Genomic DNA, 16,707 nt, shown 5'->3' with positions numbered 1-16,707 from the left:
GTGAGCCAGGAGACGGAAATGTCCCAAGCGATACAGAACCCCGCACGATTGGCCTCTGGCGTCGTGCCGGGCCGACTGACCCCCGACCAGCTGGCGGCGAATTTCGTCGATGTCGCCCCGCCGCTGGACCGCCACGAGGCGCGCGTTGCCGCCGACCGCTGCTATTTCTGCCATGACGCGCCCTGCATCACGGCCTGCCCGACCTCTATCGACATCCCGCTGTTCATCCGCCAGATCGCTACGGGCACCCCCGATGCGGCGGCGATGACCATCTTTCACGCCAATATCCTGGGCGGCATGTGCGCCCGCGTCTGCCCCACCGAACAGCTGTGCGAAGGCGCCTGCGTCCGCATGGAGGCCGAGGGCCAGCCGGTCGAGATCGGCGCCCTGCAACGCTATGCCACCGACGGGCTGATGGCTCAGGACGCGCATCCCTTCCGCCGTGCCGCCCCCACGGGCAAGCGTGTGGCTGTCGTGGGCGCCGGCCCCGCGGGTCTGGCCGCAGCCCACCGGCTGGCTGCCAAAGGCCACGAGGTCTCCATCTATGAGGCGCGACCCAAACCCGGCGGGCTGAACGAATACGGCATCGCCAGCTATAAGGCCGTGGACGGTTTCGCGCAGGCCGAGGTCGACTGGCTGATGGGCATCGGCGGCATCACTCTGCGTCACGATCAGGCCCTTGGCCGCGACATCACGATCGCTGCGCTGCAGGCGGATTATGACGCGGTGTTCCTTGGCATGGGTCTGGGCGGCGTGAACGCGCTGCGCGCCGAGGGAGAGGATCGCCGCCATGTGCTGGACGCGGTCAGCTTCATCCGCGATCTTCGTCAGGCCTCCGATCTGGGCACCCTGCCGGTGGGCCGCGACGTGGTGGTGATCGGCGGCGGCATGACGGCGGTGGACGCCGCCGTGCAGGCCCGGCTGCTGGGCGCGGAAAACGTCAGCATCGTCTATCGCCGGGGTCAGGACCGGATGGGCGCCAGCCGCCACGAACAGGATCACGCCACCGCCAGCGGCGTGCGGATCATCTGCAACGCCGCCCCCGTCGCGGTCCATGGCAATGGCGCGGTGACCGAGGTCGAGTTCGCCTATACCACCGACGGCCCCGACGGGCTGGTCCTGACCGAGGACCGGTTCCGCCTCAGGGCCGATCAGGTCTTCCGCGCCATCGGCCAGCGGCTGGACGGCGCGCCGGACGCTCTGACGCTGGAGGGCGGCAAGATCGCCGTCAGCGGCCCCGGTCGCACGACCCTCGACGGGGTCTGGGCGGGTGGCGATTGCGCAGCGGGCGGTGACGATCTGACGGTGACCGCCGTGGCCGAGGGCCGCGATGCGGCAGAAGACATCGACGCCCGGCTGACCGGACGTCCCTCCGAAATCCCCGGCTGAGGACAGACCCATGGCAGATCTGCGCAGCACCTTCATCGGCATCAAATCCCCCAACCCCTTCTGGCTGGCCTCGGCCCCCCCGACGGATAAGGAATACAACGTCCGCCGCGCCTTTCAGGCCGGATGGGGCGGTGTGGTCTGGAAGACCCTGGGCTCGGAAGGCCCGCCCGTCGTCAACGTCAACGGCCCGCGCTATGGCGTCATCTATGGCGCCGACCGGCGGGTTCTGGGCATCAACAATATCGAACTGATCACCGATCGCCCGCTGGAGGTGAACCTGCGCGAGATCAAGTCGGTCAAGCGCGACTATCCCGACCGGGCGCTGATCATCAGCCTGATGGTGCCCTGCGACGAGGACAGCTGGCGCGACATCCTGGCCCGGATCGAAGATACCGAAGCCGACGGGGTCGAGCTGAACTTTGGCTGCCCCCACGGCATGGCCGAACGCGGCATGGGATCGGCCGTGGGTCAGGTGCCCGAATATATCGAGATGGTCACCCGTTGGGTGAAAAAGCACTCGCGCATGCCCTGCATCGTCAAGCTGACGCCCAATATCAGCGACGTGCGAAAGCCCGCCGAGGCCGCGAAACGCGGCGGCGCCGATGCTGTCAGCCTGATCAACACCATCAACTCGATCACCTCGGTCGATCTGGACCTGTTCGCCCCCCAGCCCACCATCGACGGCAAGGGCAGCCATGGCGGCTATTGCGGCCCGGCGGTGAAACCCATCGCGCTGAACATGGTGGCCGAGATCGCCCGCCATCCCGAAACCGCGGGCCTGCCCATCAGCGGCATCGGCGGCATCACCACATGGCGCGACGCCGCCGAATTCATGGCCCTTGGCGCGGGCAATGTGCAGGTCTGCACGGCGGCGATGACCTATGGCTTCAAGGTGGTGCAGGAGATGATCACCGGGCTGCACGATTATCTGGACAGCCACCAGATGGAGCTGTCCGACCTGATCGGGCGCGCCACCCCGAACGTCACCGACTGGCAACAGCTGAACCTGAACTATGTCACCAAGGCGGTCATTGATCAGGATGCCTGCATCAGCTGCGGCCGCTGCTATGCCGCCTGCGAGGATACCAGCCACCAAGCGATCGCCATGAAGCCCGGCCGCATCTTCGAGGTGATCGAGGAGGAATGCGTGGCCTGCAATCTCTGCGTCGATGTCTGCCCGGTCGAGGATTGCATCACCATGCGCGAACTGGAACTGGGCGAGATCGACAAACGCACCGGCCTGCCCCGCGCGGGCTATGCCAACTGGACCCAGCATCCGAACAACCCGATGGCAAAGGCGGCGGAATAGGCGAGGCCTTTGCGCCCCGCGACGCCGGGGGGCCAGCCCCGTCGCCGGCTGGTCCTCGGACCAGTGGCGCACCATCCGGCGACCCCCCTGGGATATTTGCGTGAAGAAGAAGGGCTGAGGGGCGCGAGACCTCTCAGCCTTTCATCTTGGCTTAAATATCCATCCGTGGCTTACAAGGCGTAGATGCGCCCAAATTTCTTCTCGAGGTAATCCAGAAGCGGCTCGGGGCTGATGATGCTGTCCGAGGCGGCCTCAACGACATCTGCGGGCGGCATCAGGCCGCCATGGCGCTGGACGTTTTCGCGCAGCCATTCGGTGCCGGGGGTGGCATCGCCCCGGGCCAGTGCCTCGTCCAGATCGGGAACGTCGCGGCGCAGCGCCTGATTGAGGCAGCCGGCATAAACATTGCCAAGCGCATAGGTCGGGAAATAACCGAACAGACCCACCGACCAATGCACGTCCTGCAACAGGCCATGGGCGGGGCGGTCCACCGCGACATCGAAATCCTTGAGGAAGCGCGCGTTCCACGCCTCGACCAGATCGCGCGTGTCGAGGCGGCCCGAGATCAGGTCACGCTCCAGATCGAAACGCAGCATGATGTGCAGGTTGTACTGCACCTCGTCAGATTCGGTGCGGATATAGCCGGGCGTTACCCGGTTCACGGTGGCGTAGAAGGCATCGGGATCGGTGATGTTCAACCCGTCGAAGGCCTCGGACATGCGTTCGAACAGCCAGCCGGTGAAGGCGCGGCCCCGGCCCATCTGATTCTCGAAGATCCGGCTCTGGCTTTCGTGGACACCCATCGAGACGCCCCGGCCCAGGGGGGTGAAGGCGTAATCGGGGTCGATGCCCAGTTCATAGCTGGAATGGCCGACTTCGTGGATCGTGGAATAGATGCAGTTGAAGGGATCGGTTTCCACCACCCGCGTGGTGATCCGGCTGTCCTGCCAGCGGCCCGAGCTGAAGGGATGCACGGCCATATCCATCCGCCCGCGCGTCCAGTCATAGCCGAAGGCGGTGGCGCAGCTGCGCGCCAGACGCAGCTGGGTTTCCTGCGGGAAATGCCCCGACAGGGGTTGCGGCTGACGATCGGCGCCCAGCACGTCGTCGCGCAGGGTGACCAGACGCGGGCGCATGGCGTCGAACAGGCTGGCCAGCCGGGCGCCGGTCATGCCGGGTTCGTAATCCTCCAGCAGCGCGTCGTACAGATCGCCGCCATCGGCTAGGGCGGCGGCCTCTTCGCGCTTCAGCATCAGCACCTGATCGAGGGTCGGCAGGAAATCCTCGGGCGCGTCCTTGGCGCGGGCCTCGCCCCAGATGCCCTGCGCCAGCGAGGTCAGCCGCGCCAGTTCGGATGCCAGACGCGCGGGCACCCGGCTGGTGCGGGCGAAATCGCGGGCGATCAGATCGATGGCGCGGCGGTCGGCATCGGTCTGCGGATCGGCGGCGTCCAGCCATTCGCCCAAGCGGGGATCGGTGCGGCGTTCGTGCAGCACCTCTTCCATGGCGCCCATCTCCTCGGCGCGCTGTTCAGTGGCGCCGCGCGGCATCACCGTTTCCTGATCCCAGCCAAGACGTTCGGCGACCGAGGACAGGGCTTCGGTCTGGCGCTGAAAGGCCAGAAGGTCGGTCAGTGCGGTCATCGGATCACTCCTCGGATCGAGGTTTCATGGGGATAGCGGGCATGGTGGCGCGCGCGCAGCAGGGTTGCAAACAGGATCACCGCGCCCAGCTGATGCGTCAGCGCCAGATGCAGTGGCGAGGCATGCAGGACATTGGCGATGCCAAGCGTGATCTGCACCGCCATGGCGGCGATCATCAGCGTGAAGGCCCGGCGCGTCACCGGATGGGGCGAGCGGCGCGCGCGCAGCCAGACCACGATCGCAAAGGCGGCCAGCAGATAGCCGGTCATGCGGTGAATGAACTGCACCAGCGCCGGGTTCTCAAAAAAGTTGCGCCAGCCCAGAGTGCCGTCCCAGATGGCGGCGGGGATCCATTCCCCGCCCATGGTGGGCCAGCCGGTATAGGTGCGGCCCGCGTCGATGCCCGCGACCAGCGCGCCCAGCAGGATCTGCAGAAAGGTCAGATGCATCAGGCCGGTGGACATGGAAAACAGCTTGGCCTCGCCCGCGCGGCGGGCGCGCATCAGCTGCGCCTCGGACCGCGACAGGTGCAGCACATACCAGGTGATCAGGCCGAGGATGACGAAGGCGATGCCCAGATGCGTGGCAAGCCGGTACGAGGCCACGCGGACCATCCCCTCGGTCAGGCCGGAACTGACCATCCACCAGCCGATCGCGCCCTGCAGCCCGCCAAGCGCGCCCAGACCCAGCAGGCGTGGGGTCCAGCCGACCGGAATGCGGGATGTCGCCCAGAAGAACAGGAACCCAAGCGCCCAGACCAGCCCGACTGCGCGGCCCAGCAGGCGGTGGCCCCATTCCCAGTAGTAAATATACTGGAATTCTGACAGGGACATGCCCCGGTTGACCTCGATATATTGGGGGATCTGGCGATAGGCGTCGAATTCGCGCTGCCAGTCGGCGGCGTTCAGGGGCGGGATGGTGCCGGTGACCGGCGCCCATTCGGTGATCGACAGGCCCGACCCGGTCAGTCGGGTGGCGCCCCCCACCACGATCATCGCCAGCACCATCGCGAACAGCACCATCAGCCAGACCCGGATCGCCCGGCGCGCGCCTTTGGGCGCGGCGTCGATCATGCCGGTGGTCTGGACCGGGCGGCTGCTGGCTGAGGGGTCCGAGACTTCCTGAAAGACAGGGCGCTTGGCCATCGCGTTCTCCTTGTTGGGGGCGATTGGTGGGGGGCGGTCAGCGGCGGGTCAGTTGGCGCAGGATGCCGTGCAGAATGCGCACATCGCCCTGCGTCAGGGCCAGACGCGACCACATGTTGCGCAGGTTCAGCCGCATCGATGCGGCCTTCGTCTCGGGGAAAAAGAACCCCGCCTGCGTCAGCTGATCGTCATAATGATCGCCCAAACGCTCGATCTCGATGCGGTCGGCGGGGGTTTCGGCCGGGCCGCGTCGCAGATGGGGCGCGGGTTCGGGCGGCAGCATGTCGCGGCCATATTCATAGCCCATCAGCAGCACCGCCTGCGCCAGATTCAGCGAGGGGAAATCGGGGTTCACCGGCACCGTCACGATGGCGCTGGCGCGCGCGATGTCGTCGTTTTCCAGACCCGTGCGTTCGGGGCCAAAGATGATCGCGCTGCGGCCTTCGCGCGCGCGGGCGCCGGCCATCGCCGCCTCGGGCGTCAGGACGGGCTTGGTCAGCTCGCGTCCCCGCGCGGTGGTGGCATAGGCGTATTCGATGCCCTCCATCGCCTCGGCCAGCGTCGGATAAAGGCGGGCGTGATCCAAGACCCGGGCCGCGGCGCCCGAGGCCATGGCCACCGCCTTGGGGTTGGGCCAGCCGTCGCGGGGATCGACCAGCCGCATTTCGGTCAGGCCGAAATTCAGCATGGCGCGGGCGGCGGCACCGATATTCTCGCCCATCTGCGGACGGACCAGAATGATGACAGGAGAGCGTTCGATTTGCATGATGCGGCATCTAGTGCGTCTGGCGGCGACGGGCAAGCTGCGCTATCTGCGACATGAAGGAGATATTCGATGAGTGACGACGCGCCGCAATTGTATCTGATGACGCCCGCCGGGGCGCAGGCCTCGGCTCTTGGCCCGCTGCTGGCCGAGGTGATGGACCGGATTGCCCCTGCCTGCCTGCGCATTCGCGGCGGTGCCGAGGAAGACGAACTGGGCCGTCTGGCCGATCTGGCGCGCGAGATCGGGCATGCGCGCGACGTGGCCGTGGTGATCGACGATCACGTCAAGCTGGCGCAGCGGCACGGGCTGGACGGCGTGCATCTGACCGATGGCGCCCGCAGCGTGCGCTATGCCCGCAAGGAACTGGGCGATGATGCGATTGTCGGCGCGTTTTGTGGCGCCTCGCGCCATGAAGGGCTGTCGGCGGCGGAACACGGGGCCGATTACGTGTCCTTTGGCCCGATCACCGAAAGCGCGCTGTACAAGGGCGAGCCGGTCGAACTGGAGCTGTTCCAGTGGTGGTCCGAGATGATCGAGGTGCCGGTCGTGGCCGAGGGCGCGATCACCCGCGACCTGATCGCGCAGCTGTCCCCCATGACCGATTTCATCGCCCTGGGGGCCGAGATCTGGACCCAGGACGATCCGGTCGCGGCACTTGTGCAGATGTGGGGTTGATCTAAGGCATCACCGCTCAAGCAGCACGGGCGTCCGGTCGCCTGCCGCAAATCGCCGCAGGACGGCCGGATACAGCCGATGTTCCTGCACCAGCACCCGCGCCGCCAGCACCGCCGCATCGTCGCCGGGCATGATCGGCACCCGCGCCTGACCCAGCATCGGTCCCGCATCCAGTTCGGGCGTGACCAGATGCACGGTGCAGCCCGCTTGCTTATCCCCCGCCGCAATGGCGCGGGCATGGGTATCAAGCCCCGGATAATCGGGCAGCAGCGAGGGGTGGATATTGATCATCCGCCCCGCGAACCGCTGCACGAAATCCGGCGTCAGGATGCGCATGAAGCCCGCCAGACAGATGATGTCGGGACGCGCGTCCAGCAGCGGTTCCAGCAACGCCGACTCGAACCCGGCGCGGTCGCGGGGAAACTTGCGGTGATCGACCGCCGCCGTGGGCACGCCCATTTCCGCCGCCCGCGCCAGCCCCCCCGCCTGCGGGTCGTTCGAGGCGACCAGCACCGCACGCCCCGGATGATCGCCCGTCATATCCTGAACCAGCCGGACCATGTTCGATCCGCCGCCCGAGATCAGTATGGCAACCCGTGTCACGCAAGCGTGCCGGAATAGCGGATGCCCGCACCTTCCGTCACCGTGCCAAGCCGGTGCACGGTCTCGCCCTGCCCGGCCAGCAGATCTGCCAGCGCCTCGGCCCGGTCCGCGGCCACGACCACGATCATGCCGATGCCGCTGTTGAAGGTCTTGAGCATCTCGTCCTGCGCGATCCCACCCGCATCGGCCAGCCAGCCGAAGACCGGCGGCAGCGGCCAGCGGCCAAGGTCGATATCGGCGCCCAGATCCTTGGGCAGGACGCGGGGCAGGTTCTCGGTCAGTCCGCCGCCGGTGATATGGGCCAGCGCATGCACGCCCCCCGCCCGGATCGCCGCCAGCGCGGGTTTGACGTACAGCCGCGTGGGGGTCAGCAGCGCCTCGCCCAGAGTGGTGTTGGCGAAAGGCGCCGGGTCGGCCCATGCCAGACCGGCATGTTCCGCGACCTTGCGCACCAGCGAATAGCCGTTCGAATGCACCCCGTCCGAAGCCAGCCCCAGCAGGACATCCCCCGCCATCACGCCCGCAGGCAGCGCCGTGCCGCGCTGCATCGCGCCGACAGCAAAGCCCGCCAGATCGAAATCGCCGTCATGATACATGCCCGGCATCTCGGCCGTCTCGCCGCCGATCAGGGCGCAACCGGCGGCCTGACAACCGCGCGCGATCCCCTCGACCACGCGGGCGCCCTCATCAACCGACAGCTTGCCAGTGGCGAAATAATCAAGAAAGAAAAGGGGTTCGGCCCCTTGGCAGACCAGATCGTTCACGCACATGGCGACCAGATCCTGTCCCAGCCCGTCCAGATGGCCGGTGTCGATGCCGATGCGCAGCTTGGTGCCCACCCCGTCGGTGGCCGCGACCAGCACCGGATCGTCATAGCCCGCCGCCTTCAGATCGAACAGCGCCCCAAAGCCACCAAGCGCATCCATGACGCCCGGCCGCGCCGTGGCGGCGGCGGCAGGCTTGATGCGTTCGACCAACGCATTGCCCGCGTCGATATCGACGCCCGCGTCGCGATAGCTGATCCCGTTTTTCGTCATGGCGGCCCCCGGCTGATGTCGGCCCCCCGATAGCCGAACCCCGCCCCCGGGGCAACGCCCAAGCTTGACCTGCGCGCGGGCTGAGGATACGCAGATCCCCGCTGCGGGGGCCTGTAGCTCAACTGGTCAGAGCAGGGCGCTCATAACGCCTTGGTTGCGGGTTCAAGTCCTGCCGGGCCTACCAACCCCCCTTTTCATGCATCCCCATACGTCCTCATGAACACGGAAAACGCAGCAATTTCAATGCTAGCCGCTTTTCTTGGTCCTCATGCGTCCTCAATCATCCAGCTTGATACCAACGCAGATACCATCAAAGTGAAATCTCCAGATACCAACGGGAGATTCTGATGGCCCTTACAGATGTCGCCTGCCGCGCGGCGAAGGCCGAGTCGAAGCCGCGCAAGCTGTCGGACGGGGGCGGACTCTTCTTGCTGGTTCAGCCCAACGGCTCAAAATATTGGCGCTGGAGCTATCGATTTGGCGGGAAACAGAAGACACTCGCATTGGGCGTCTTCCCAGCTGTCAGGCTTGCCCAGGCGCGGGCGATGCGAGAGCGTGCACGGGAAGTTCTGGCCGGCGGGCTGGATCCCAGCGCCAACAAAGCCGCGCTAGAGGCACCGGCCACAGAGGGCCCCGGCGTCACCTTCCGGACGGTGGCCGACGAATGGCTGAAGGCACAGGAAGCGGCATGGACACCCGCCCATGCGCTGCGCGTTATTTCTCGCTTCAAGGGTGACGTATACCCGGCGTTCGGCGATGAGCCGATCCGCGAGCTGTCGGCCCAGAAGATCCTAAAGATGCTGCGGACCATCGAAGACCGCGGGGCAGTCGACGTGGCCAAGCGCGTGCGGCAGTCTGTTGGCGCGGTGATGCGCTATGCCATTGCCACCGGCCGCGCCGATCGCGATCCCGCCGCGGACCTGACCGGCGCCCTGAAGCCGTCGCCTCGAGTCAAGCACATGGCCGCGATAAAGCAGAACGAACTGGGCGAGTTCATGGCCAAGCTGCGGGCCTATGACGGCGAACCTCAGACGCGCCTTGGGCTTGAACTGATCATGCGCACCATGACGCGGACGAACGAATTGCGGTTCGGCACTTGGGACGAGATCAGCGGCGACGTCTGGCGGATCCCCGGCGATCGTATGAAGATGGCCCGCGACCATATGATCCCCCTGCCCCCGCAAGCCCAAGCCATTCTAAAGGAACTGAAGCAGCACGCGGGCGGCAGCCCATGGATCGTGCCGGGCCTGCGCGGCAAACCCCAGAGTCAGAACACCTATATCTTTGCTCTTTACCGGATGGGCTACCGCAGCCGCGTCACCGTGCACGGCATGCGGTCTCTCGCATCGACGGTTCTAAACGAGTCCGGGCTGTGGTCAGGGGACGCGATCGAACGGCAGCTGGCCCACGTCCCGGGCAATGGCGTCAGGGCCAGCTATAACCATGCAGAGTATTGGCCGGAGCGGGTGCGCATGGTGGCGTGGTTCAATGATTTTCTCGACAAGGCTTTGAAGGTCGACGACCCGTATAACTTGGACGAACTTCTGCGCTGAGTTTCACAGTTTAAGTGAAATTCATCTTATCTTGCAATAACTTAGCCGCATCGCCATACTGGTTGATGCGGCTTCTTCATTTCTGGAATGATCTGGAAATAGAAGAAGCCGCCGGGCGGCACACCCGACGGCTTCAAGAGGTTCAAATGAAAGATACTCTCCAATCGGGGTCCGTTCAAGACCCTTATAATCTCGACGATCTGCTTGCGATCACTCCACCCCTCCGAACAAATCTGGATGTTGCCCTATCCCTCGCATCGCGGGGGCTTGCTGTATGTCCTGTCCGCGACTGGGGCGACGGCGACGGCTGGAAGCCGATAGCCGCGTTCCCGACACGCGCGACGGCTGACGCGACCACTATCCGCAGTTGGTGGCGCCAATGGCCGGAATCCCGGGTCGCGCTTATCACGGGCGAACGGAACGGCATTAGCGTCCTGGATGTCGACGTGAAGAACGGAAAGGACGGCTTGGCGAGCCTGAATCAGCTGGGCTTTCCGGACATCCACGTCATGAGCCCCGTCCGAAGCGGTTCCCCCAGCGGCGGCTGGCATGTCTTTCTCAAGTATAAGCCGGGACTGAAGGCGACGGTTGGCCAGATCGGCCCTGGGCTGGATGTCCGGAACAATGGCGGGTTTGTCATTGCCCCCGACAGCCTAAAGGACGGCAAGCGGTACGTCGTTCATGGGCTGGACCTGACCCGGGACACTGTGCTGCCCGAGTGGCCCCAGGCGCTCACCCCGCCCGCTAAACCAGACCGTGGGGCCGTAGAGGTGCGGGAGGCCTCGCCATCGCACATGGAATGGGCCCGAGGCGAGCTGGACGCGCACGCTGCCAGGGTGGCCGACGCAGGTGAAGGTACGCGTCAAAGCGCTTTGAACAACGCCAGCATGTGGGCGGGTGGTGTCGGCGCTCACGGTGCCCTGACGCGCGATCAGGCCGAGGAACTGCTTGTGGCGGCCGGGCTGACTTGTGGCCTGTCTGATCGCGAGGCGCGCAGCACCTTCGCACATGGCTGGTCAGATGGCCTGGCCAAGCCGATCGCCCTGCCTTTTGCAGTTGATGCCAGCGACTTTGACGATCTGCCAGCGATCGGTCACGGCATCGAGGATAAGACAATCCAGGTTACCGGATTTGGCGCGCCCAAGGCGACGATGCATAATGCCATCTGCTACCTCCAGCAGGTGAACGCCGCCAAAGGCTTCGGACTTCGGCACAACGCCATGACTGGGCGGGATGAGTGGCAAGGCGGGCTGATCCAAGAGTCTGACCTGACCTTGTTCCGCGTAGCGATCGAACAAGCGGGGATGCACAACGTCGGGGGCATGACGGCAGAAGCCGTGCGGGCAGTCGCGCAGATGAACCAGTTTCACCCGATCAAGGATTGGCTTGCCGTGCTCGCCCATGATGGTGAGATGCGATTGGACACCTGGCTGACGCGCTATCTGGGCGTGGCGGACTCCCCCTACGTTCGCGCCGTCGGCCGCGCCTTCCTGATCGCTATGGTGGCCCGCGTCATGCGTCCCGGCTGCAAGCATGACCACGTGCTTGTGCTTGCTGGGCCCCAAGGCATCGGGAAGAGCACGGCTTGCCGCATCGTGGGTGGCGAATGGACTGGCGACAACATGCCGTCGATCAGAGAGGGCGCGAAAGAGGCGGGTCTATATCTCCGCGGACATTGGCTCGTGGAGCTGGCCGAGCTTGCCCCATCGAGAAAGGCCGAGGCGGAAGACCTGAAATCCTTCCTGACCCGGGGCGACGATGAGATCCGTGCACCCTACGCGCGCCGCGCAGACATCGTGCCGCGCCAGACGGTGTTTATCGGCACAACGAACGAGGCTGCATTCCTACGCGACATGACCGGGGGCCGGCGCTTCTGGCCGGTCACATGCGGCGACATGCTGGACACCATCGGACTTGCCCGAGATCGCGACCAGCTGTTCGCCGAGGCAGTGGCAGCGTTCACCGCTGGCGAGCGGTGGCACCTATCATCTGAGACCGAACGTCTTGCATGGGCCGAACAGGAGTCGGTGCGAGAGGAAGACCCGTGGGAAAGCGCCATTGCTGACCATCTGGACGGCGACGATGGGCAGGACGGCTTTGACGAGCCGGTGGACAAGATCACTGCGCGCGACCTGCTTATCCGCATCGGTGTTCCCATAGAGCGGCAGAAGCAGGCCGATCTGCAACGGATATCCCGCATCCTGAAGCATCGGGGCTGGATCAGGCAGCACAGCCGCAATGGCAAGGTCTGGGTGCGTCAATGCAACAGGATCGAACTGTGACCCCCCGTGACCCCTTGGTGACCCCCTCTAGCGGTGTGAGGGGTCACTTATTATCCAATTCTATACAGTGTCTTAGCTATAGTGTGACCCCTGTGACCCCTGAATATCTAAAGAAGACCTATAAGCAGCCAGTGGCAGCCCACAGCCTACTGGGCACCAGCAGCAGGGGTCGAATCCATAATATAGGCAAATTGGGGTCACAGGGGTCACAGGGGTCACAGATTGATCCTGTCGCATCGCAGCCGGGCGACCGCGCAGGCTATGCGTCCCGATGGGTCCTTCCCCCTGCCGGCCTGCCGCGGGGGACGCTGACCGCGAAGAAAGACGGTTTGCAGAATTTTTCAGACATGAAGGGCCGAGTAAATGCATCCTACGCCATCGCCTGACCCGTACTCGCTAGATGACCTTCTGAGCCTCGACAGCCCTGCCTCGCACCTCGCACCTATCGAAGGGCCGGAAGCCCTGCCAGCGAACAGCACAGAAAGCAGAAACGCCATTCCCGGCGCCATGACGCAACCTGAGATCGCCGCCTTCCTCAACTTGGCCACCTCGCAGGTCAGGACGAAAACGGTCGACGGCGTGCTTGTGAAGGCGGGCCGGGCCCGCTGGGATGTCCGCAGATCGACCGCGGCATATATCGCGCGGCTGCAGGAACACGCGGCGCGCGCTGGGCGCCCACCGGATGGCGGCGACGATCTGAGGGCCGAGAAGTTACGACTGACCCGTGCACAGGCGGATAAGGAAGAAACCCGCGTGAAGCGCGAGTCAGGTGACCTGGTCGAGGTCGCAGCCGTCAGCCGAGAATGGTCGAACCTGATGCGCGACGTCCGCAATGCGCTTCTAGCGGTTCCGTCCCGCTGCGGCGCCGCTCTTCCGCACCTGACTGCAACCGACATCGCCACGCTAGATCGCGAGATCAAAAAGGCGCTGGAGGGCCTCGCAGATGGGGATTGAGATCGTCCGCAAAAATGCGCTTCAGGCGCTACGCCCGCCACCCAATGTCCCACTGGCGAGATGGATCGAGTCGACCATCAGGATTCCTGCCAGCGCCTCGGCCCTTCCTGGACGCATGGACCTTTGGCCGTTTCAGCGCGGATGGTGCGATGCGATCGAAGATCCGGAAATCGAACGTCTGACGATCATGAAAGGCGCGCGGATTGGATACACGCAATGGCTGTCAGCAACGATAGCCAGCTTCGTGGCCAATTCGCCTGCACCAATCATCGCACTGCAGCCGACGGCCGATGATGCACGGGACTATTCAGTCGAGCTTGAGTCCATGTTCGAGGCATCGCCTGCCCTGCGTGGGCTGCTGTCGGATGATGCGGACGAGGCCGGGCGCAGCACGATGCTAGCGCGTCGCTTTGCCGGCGGCAGTCTGAAGTTTCTGGCCGCGAAAAGCCCGCGCAACCTGCGCAGGCACACGACACGATTCTTGGCCATGGACGAGATCGACGGCTACGAGTCGACGCAGGAAGGCGATCCGATCAAGCTGGCCGAAATGCGGACCCAGACGTTTCGTGACCGGAAGATCCTGGCGGGCTCAACTCCAATTTTCGACTTCGGCCCAATCACCCGCATGTACGGTGAGTCCGACCAGCGGATCTATGAGGTGCTTTGCCCGGAGTGCGGCGGCTTCCATGAGATCGAATGGGCTCAGATCAGCTGGCCTGATGGCGAACCGGATAAGGCGGCATGGACCTGCCCCGGTTGCGGCTGCGTAATCGAGGAACGGCACAAGCCCGCCATGGTGGCGTCCGGGCGCTGGCGGGCAACGACGCCCCACGTGAAAGGGCATGCGGGCTTCCGGATTAACTGCCTGATCAGCCCGCACCACAATGCCCGCTGGGGCAAGCTAGCCGCCGAGTTCCTGCAGGCCAAGCGCAGTCCGGAGACTCTGCAGCCGTTCGTCAACACCATCCTGGGCCAACCGTGGAAAACCGAAGGCGAGGATCTGGACGAGCACGAGCTGTTCAACCGCCGCGAAGCCTTTGGGTTGGACCGCCTGCCGCCGGAGGTGCTGTGGATCACGGCGGGCGTCGACTGCCAAGATGATCGGATCGAGATCGTCTTGATGGGCCACACTGAAAACGATTGGCTCATGCTCGATCACCGCTGCATCTTTGGGCCGATTGACGGTGAAGCGGTCTGGCAGGATCTGGACTCGCTGCTGCGTGAGACGTGGCCGCACCCGAACGGCGGCACGATCCGCATCGATGCCTGCGCGGTGGACTCTGGTGATGGCGGGCATTTGGAGAGCGTGATGGCTTTCTGTAAGCCCCGGTTCGGCCGTCGCGTTGTGCCCATCAAGGGGGTCGCAGGCTTCAGCCGTGCACTGCTGGCCAAGTCTGGCAATCAGCACCTATGGCTTGTGGGCTCCGATGCGGCCAAGTCGCAGCTCTTTGCGCGGGTCAGTCGGAATCAGGGTGTGCGCTTCTCGGATGACCTAGCGCCTATCTATTTCGAACAGCTGGCCAGTGAGCGGCGCGTGGTGCGGTATGTGAGGGGGAAACCGGAAGCGCGCTTTGAACGGATCAAGGGCAAACGTGCCGAGACGCTAGACGCCTCTGTCTACGCCCTTGCCGTGCGTCAGCTGATCGGGCAGCGTGTGGATCTGCGGGCGGCTGAATTGGCAAGCGCGGCAGCACCGAAGGCACCGCCGCGCGTAATCAGGTCCAAGTGGTTGGGGGGTTAATCTTCGGGAGGCTTTGGGCCTTTCTCATGAAGTTCATATCCATTCGCGGATATTATTACTTCCACAAGCTTATCGCCCTCAAATTCTAGGCTCGGCGAATCAATAGAGCCAACGTCAACTGATATCAGAGACCCAGCGTAAAGCCCTTTTTTATAAGTGATCGTCCGAAATGTGGCTTTGTAGCCGATGGGTGGAATAAAATCCATTTCCGTTGCGAAAATGACAGTCCCACTCAATTCGAATGAAATTTTCATGAGCATCTCCTATAAATTGAATAATATTAACGCGTAGCGGCTTGAGCCAAGGCAGAAAGATACCCTACCCCAAATCCAGCAGGGTCCGCCGCAGCGGCGCGGATCTTTCTTATCAACAGTAGCATGTTGTCTGTCTGCCGTACTGCCGCAAGATCGTGGGCGGCCTCCATGCGTCCGAGAGCGGTCTGATTCGACCAGTCTTTCGACCAGTCCTGAACTTTGCATTCCATAGCGATTCCTTTCGTTTCGATAGAATCACTATGCGGTATTTCGCGCTTCAACGTCAGATTGATTATAAAGTGCAATGCACGTTTAACGTGACAGTTAATGCACCCGCGTCGGGCGCCAATGTTCCGTAGGCACCGCGCCCAGCCAATCGAGAATAGAATGCGGCGGGGCAATCCTCTGCATCTCGAACCAGCGCAGCGCGGCAAAGCAGGCCAGGTGCATCGGCACGCCCTTGGCGCGGCATTCTGCGAAGATTTGGGCGACCTCATAGCGTTGTTCAGCTGGCGACACGGTGCATTCCTTGGTGCTGAATATGATCGGGGCGGCAGGCCGATGACAAAGCTGCCGCCCCTTGCCAGCGCCCCGGGCTCTGAACCCCGGTCACCGACCGCGCCGCGCGGGGGAGATGAAGCCCCCTTGGAGCCTTCTTGTGTGCAGCAGGCCGATCCGCGCCCGGCCTGCTGCGTCTTCAGATGCCCGAACACCCCACTGTGCCCATTTTTATGAACTAGCACTTGCGTCAGCTAGACGCAAGAAACAACTTGCGTCCGCATGACGCAGGATGCATAACGGTGCAAAGAGAATGGAGCCCTTCAATGGATTATCCGACCGCCACTTTACGCCAGATTACGGATGCAGTTGCTAGAACACGCGGCAATCAAGATCCCGCACGCTTATATTCTCGGGCGCGAACCATGCGAGATCGCGGTTTAATCCTGTCGAGCGCTGCAACCTCTCAAGGAAAAGAGATCTCGTACTCACCTGCGGACATTGCAGCTGCCGTCGTAGCTATCAGCCTGTCGTTGGACGGCGGCTCATCCGGGCAGGTCTCTGCGATCAATTCGAAACTGCGTCCGATCGGCAATACGCAGGGAACGTTCGCCTACGAAAAAAATGTCCAACGTGTTTCTGACGGGGTGCAGATCTTTATCCGGCTGGATATCTACACGCACCCGTGGGCATTCACCGATGCGAAAATGGGCAGTTTTGAGGAAGTCGGCTTGACCGAACGATTTGAATGGTTCGACGACTGGAACCACGCAAACGTCATCTCGCAGACCGTCCTTCTGCCTGTGACGACGTTGGTGCGGCCGGTGCTTTCAATCCTAGCCGGACAGGAAGCCTGAC

General features: G+C 63.9%; 15 protein-coding genes and 1 tRNA gene. 9 read left to right on the top strand and 7 right to left on the bottom strand.

The window, feature by feature from the left end; genetic code table 11:
- Window positions 1-18 precede the first annotated feature (18 nt).
- Together EG885_RS02385 and preA are read left to right on the top strand one after the other, a co-directional pair.
- The gene (locus tag EG885_RS02385; RefSeq protein WP_131572875.1) at window positions 19-1,389 is read left to right on the top strand and encodes an NAD(P)-dependent oxidoreductase; all 1,371 of its coding nucleotides are present in this window, start codon (window positions 19-21) and stop codon (window positions 1,387-1,389) included.
- A gap of 10 nt (window positions 1,390-1,399) precedes the next feature.
- Window positions 1,400-2,698, top strand: coding sequence for an NAD-dependent dihydropyrimidine dehydrogenase subunit PreA (gene preA / locus EG885_RS02380; protein ID WP_131572874.1), 1,299 nt, complete (start codon window positions 1,400-1,402; stop codon window positions 2,696-2,698).
- A gap of 170 nt (window positions 2,699-2,868) precedes the next feature.
- On the opposite strand, the gene EG885_RS02375 is transcribed toward preA, so the two are convergent.
- From EG885_RS02375 to EG885_RS02365, 3 genes are read right to left on the bottom strand one after another with little or no spacing between them, the layout of a single operon-like run.
- Window positions 2,869-4,341, bottom strand: coding sequence for a carboxypeptidase M32 (locus EG885_RS02375; RefSeq protein ID WP_131572873.1), 1,473 nt, complete (start codon window positions 4,339-4,341; stop codon window positions 2,869-2,871).
- Window positions 4,338-5,486 carry a heme A synthase gene (ctaA, locus tag EG885_RS02370; RefSeq protein ID WP_131572872.1) on the bottom strand — a complete coding sequence of 383 codons (1,149 nt, stop codon included), beginning with the start codon at window positions 5,484-5,486 and terminating at the stop codon, window positions 4,338-4,340. Before ctaA ends, EG885_RS02375 begins: the two co-directional genes overlap by 4 nt.
- Window positions 5,487-5,523: 37 nt before the next feature.
- Window positions 5,524-6,252: an RNA methyltransferase gene (locus tag EG885_RS02365; protein ID WP_131572871.1), complete on the bottom strand. Its 729-nt coding sequence runs from the start codon at window positions 6,250-6,252 to the stop codon at window positions 5,524-5,526.
- Between the two features lie 69 nt (window positions 6,253-6,321).
- Between EG885_RS02365 and EG885_RS02360 the strand changes: the two genes are divergently transcribed.
- Window positions 6,322-6,927 carry a thiamine phosphate synthase gene (locus EG885_RS02360; RefSeq protein ID WP_131572870.1) on the top strand — a complete coding sequence of 202 codons (606 nt, stop codon included), beginning with the start codon at window positions 6,322-6,324 and terminating at the stop codon, window positions 6,925-6,927.
- A 9-nt stretch (window positions 6,928-6,936) separates the two neighbouring features.
- Here EG885_RS02360 and purN read toward each other — a convergent pair whose 3' ends face one another.
- Both purN and purM read right to left on the bottom strand, forming a co-directional pair.
- A complete protein-coding gene (gene purN / locus EG885_RS02355; protein ID WP_131572869.1) occupies window positions 6,937-7,530 on the bottom strand; it encodes a phosphoribosylglycinamide formyltransferase in 594 nt (197 codons plus the stop codon).
- Window positions 7,527-8,567 (bottom strand): phosphoribosylformylglycinamidine cyclo-ligase, encoded by a 1,041-nt coding sequence (purM, locus tag EG885_RS02350; RefSeq protein ID WP_131572868.1) that lies wholly within the window; start codon window positions 8,565-8,567, stop codon window positions 7,527-7,529. The genes purN and purM overlap by 4 nt, the downstream gene beginning before the upstream one ends.
- 107 nt (window positions 8,568-8,674) lie before the next feature.
- Between purM and EG885_RS02345 the strand changes: the two genes are divergently transcribed.
- The 5 genes from EG885_RS02345 to EG885_RS02325 all read left to right on the top strand — a co-directional run bounded on the left by EG885_RS02345 (window position 8,675) and on the right by EG885_RS02325 (window position 15,097).
- A tRNA-Ile gene (locus tag EG885_RS02345) sits at window positions 8,675-8,751 on the top strand.
- Window positions 8,752-8,914: 163 nt separating this feature from the next.
- Window positions 8,915-10,120 (top strand): tyrosine-type recombinase/integrase, encoded by a 1,206-nt coding sequence (locus EG885_RS02340; RefSeq protein WP_131572867.1) that lies wholly within the window; start codon window positions 8,915-8,917, stop codon window positions 10,118-10,120.
- Between the two features lie 146 nt (window positions 10,121-10,266).
- Entirely contained in the window at window positions 10,267-12,402 is a 2,136-nt protein-coding gene (locus tag EG885_RS02335; RefSeq protein ID WP_165571009.1) for a VapE domain-containing protein, read from the top strand.
- Window positions 12,403-12,765: 363 nt separating this feature from the next.
- Window positions 12,766-13,356 carry a terminase small subunit gene (locus EG885_RS02330; protein ID WP_131572865.1) on the top strand — a complete coding sequence of 197 codons (591 nt, stop codon included), beginning with the start codon at window positions 12,766-12,768 and terminating at the stop codon, window positions 13,354-13,356.
- A complete protein-coding gene (locus EG885_RS02325) occupies window positions 13,346-15,097 on the top strand; it encodes a phage terminase large subunit family protein (protein ID WP_131572864.1) in 1,752 nt (583 codons plus the stop codon). Before EG885_RS02330 ends, EG885_RS02325 begins: the two co-directional genes overlap by 11 nt.
- Here EG885_RS02325 and EG885_RS02320 read toward each other — a convergent pair.
- Both EG885_RS02320 and EG885_RS02315 read right to left on the bottom strand, forming a co-directional pair.
- Window positions 15,094-15,351 carry a hypothetical protein gene (locus tag EG885_RS02320; RefSeq protein WP_131572863.1) on the bottom strand — a complete coding sequence of 86 codons (258 nt, stop codon included), beginning with the start codon at window positions 15,349-15,351 and terminating at the stop codon, window positions 15,094-15,096. The genes EG885_RS02325 and EG885_RS02320 overlap by 4 nt on opposite strands.
- 324 nt (window positions 15,352-15,675) lie before the next feature.
- Complete coding sequence (locus EG885_RS02315) at window positions 15,676-15,870, bottom strand: hypothetical protein (RefSeq protein WP_131572862.1); 195 nt, start codon at window positions 15,868-15,870, stop codon at window positions 15,676-15,678.
- A 305-nt stretch (window positions 15,871-16,175) separates the two neighbouring features.
- Between EG885_RS02315 and EG885_RS02310 the strand changes: the two genes are divergently transcribed.
- The gene (locus tag EG885_RS02310) at window positions 16,176-16,706 is read left to right on the top strand and encodes a hypothetical protein (RefSeq protein WP_131572861.1); all 531 of its coding nucleotides are present in this window, start codon (window positions 16,176-16,178) and stop codon (window positions 16,704-16,706) included.
- The last annotated feature ends 1 nt before the right edge of the window (window position 16,707 follow it).

It is taken from the genome of Paracoccus nototheniae (assembly GCF_004335005.1).
In the GTDB taxonomy this organism is placed as follows: domain Bacteria; phylum Pseudomonadota; class Alphaproteobacteria; order Rhodobacterales; family Rhodobacteraceae; genus Paracoccus; species Paracoccus nototheniae.
This window is presented reverse-complemented; position numbering and strand designations above follow the sequence as displayed.

Excerpts from the sequence above, each read along its gene's own strand:
- EG885_RS02385 (WP_131572875.1), top strand. The coding sequence starts at position 19 with ATGTCCCAAGCGATACAGAACCCCGCACGATTGGCCTCTGGCGTCGTG.
- preA (WP_131572874.1), top strand. The coding sequence starts at position 1,400 with ATGGCAGATCTGCGCAGCACCTTCATCGGCATCAAATCCCCCAACCCC.
- EG885_RS02375 (WP_131572873.1), bottom strand. The coding sequence starts at position 4,341 with ATGACCGCACTGACCGACCTTCTGGCCTTTCAGCGCCAGACCGAAGCC.
- ctaA (WP_131572872.1), bottom strand. The coding sequence starts at position 5,486 with ATGGCCAAGCGCCCTGTCTTTCAGGAAGTCTCGGACCCCTCAGCCAGC.
- EG885_RS02365 (WP_131572871.1), bottom strand. The coding sequence starts at position 6,252 with ATGCAAATCGAACGCTCTCCTGTCATCATTCTGGTCCGTCCGCAGATG.
- EG885_RS02360 (WP_131572870.1), top strand. The coding sequence starts at position 6,322 with ATGAGTGACGACGCGCCGCAATTGTATCTGATGACGCCCGCCGGGGCG.
- purM (WP_131572868.1), bottom strand. The coding sequence starts at position 8,567 with ATGACGAAAAACGGGATCAGCTATCGCGACGCGGGCGTCGATATCGAC.
- EG885_RS02340 (WP_131572867.1), top strand. The coding sequence starts at position 8,915 with ATGGCCCTTACAGATGTCGCCTGCCGCGCGGCGAAGGCCGAGTCGAAG.
- EG885_RS02335 (WP_165571009.1), top strand. The coding sequence starts at position 10,267 with ATGAAAGATACTCTCCAATCGGGGTCCGTTCAAGACCCTTATAATCTC.
- EG885_RS02330 (WP_131572865.1), top strand. The coding sequence starts at position 12,766 with ATGCATCCTACGCCATCGCCTGACCCGTACTCGCTAGATGACCTTCTG.
- EG885_RS02325 (WP_131572864.1), top strand. The coding sequence starts at position 13,346 with ATGGGGATTGAGATCGTCCGCAAAAATGCGCTTCAGGCGCTACGCCCG.
- EG885_RS02320 (WP_131572863.1), bottom strand. The coding sequence starts at position 15,351 with ATGAAAATTTCATTCGAATTGAGTGGGACTGTCATTTTCGCAACGGAA.
- EG885_RS02310 (WP_131572861.1), top strand. The coding sequence starts at position 16,176 with ATGGATTATCCGACCGCCACTTTACGCCAGATTACGGATGCAGTTGCT.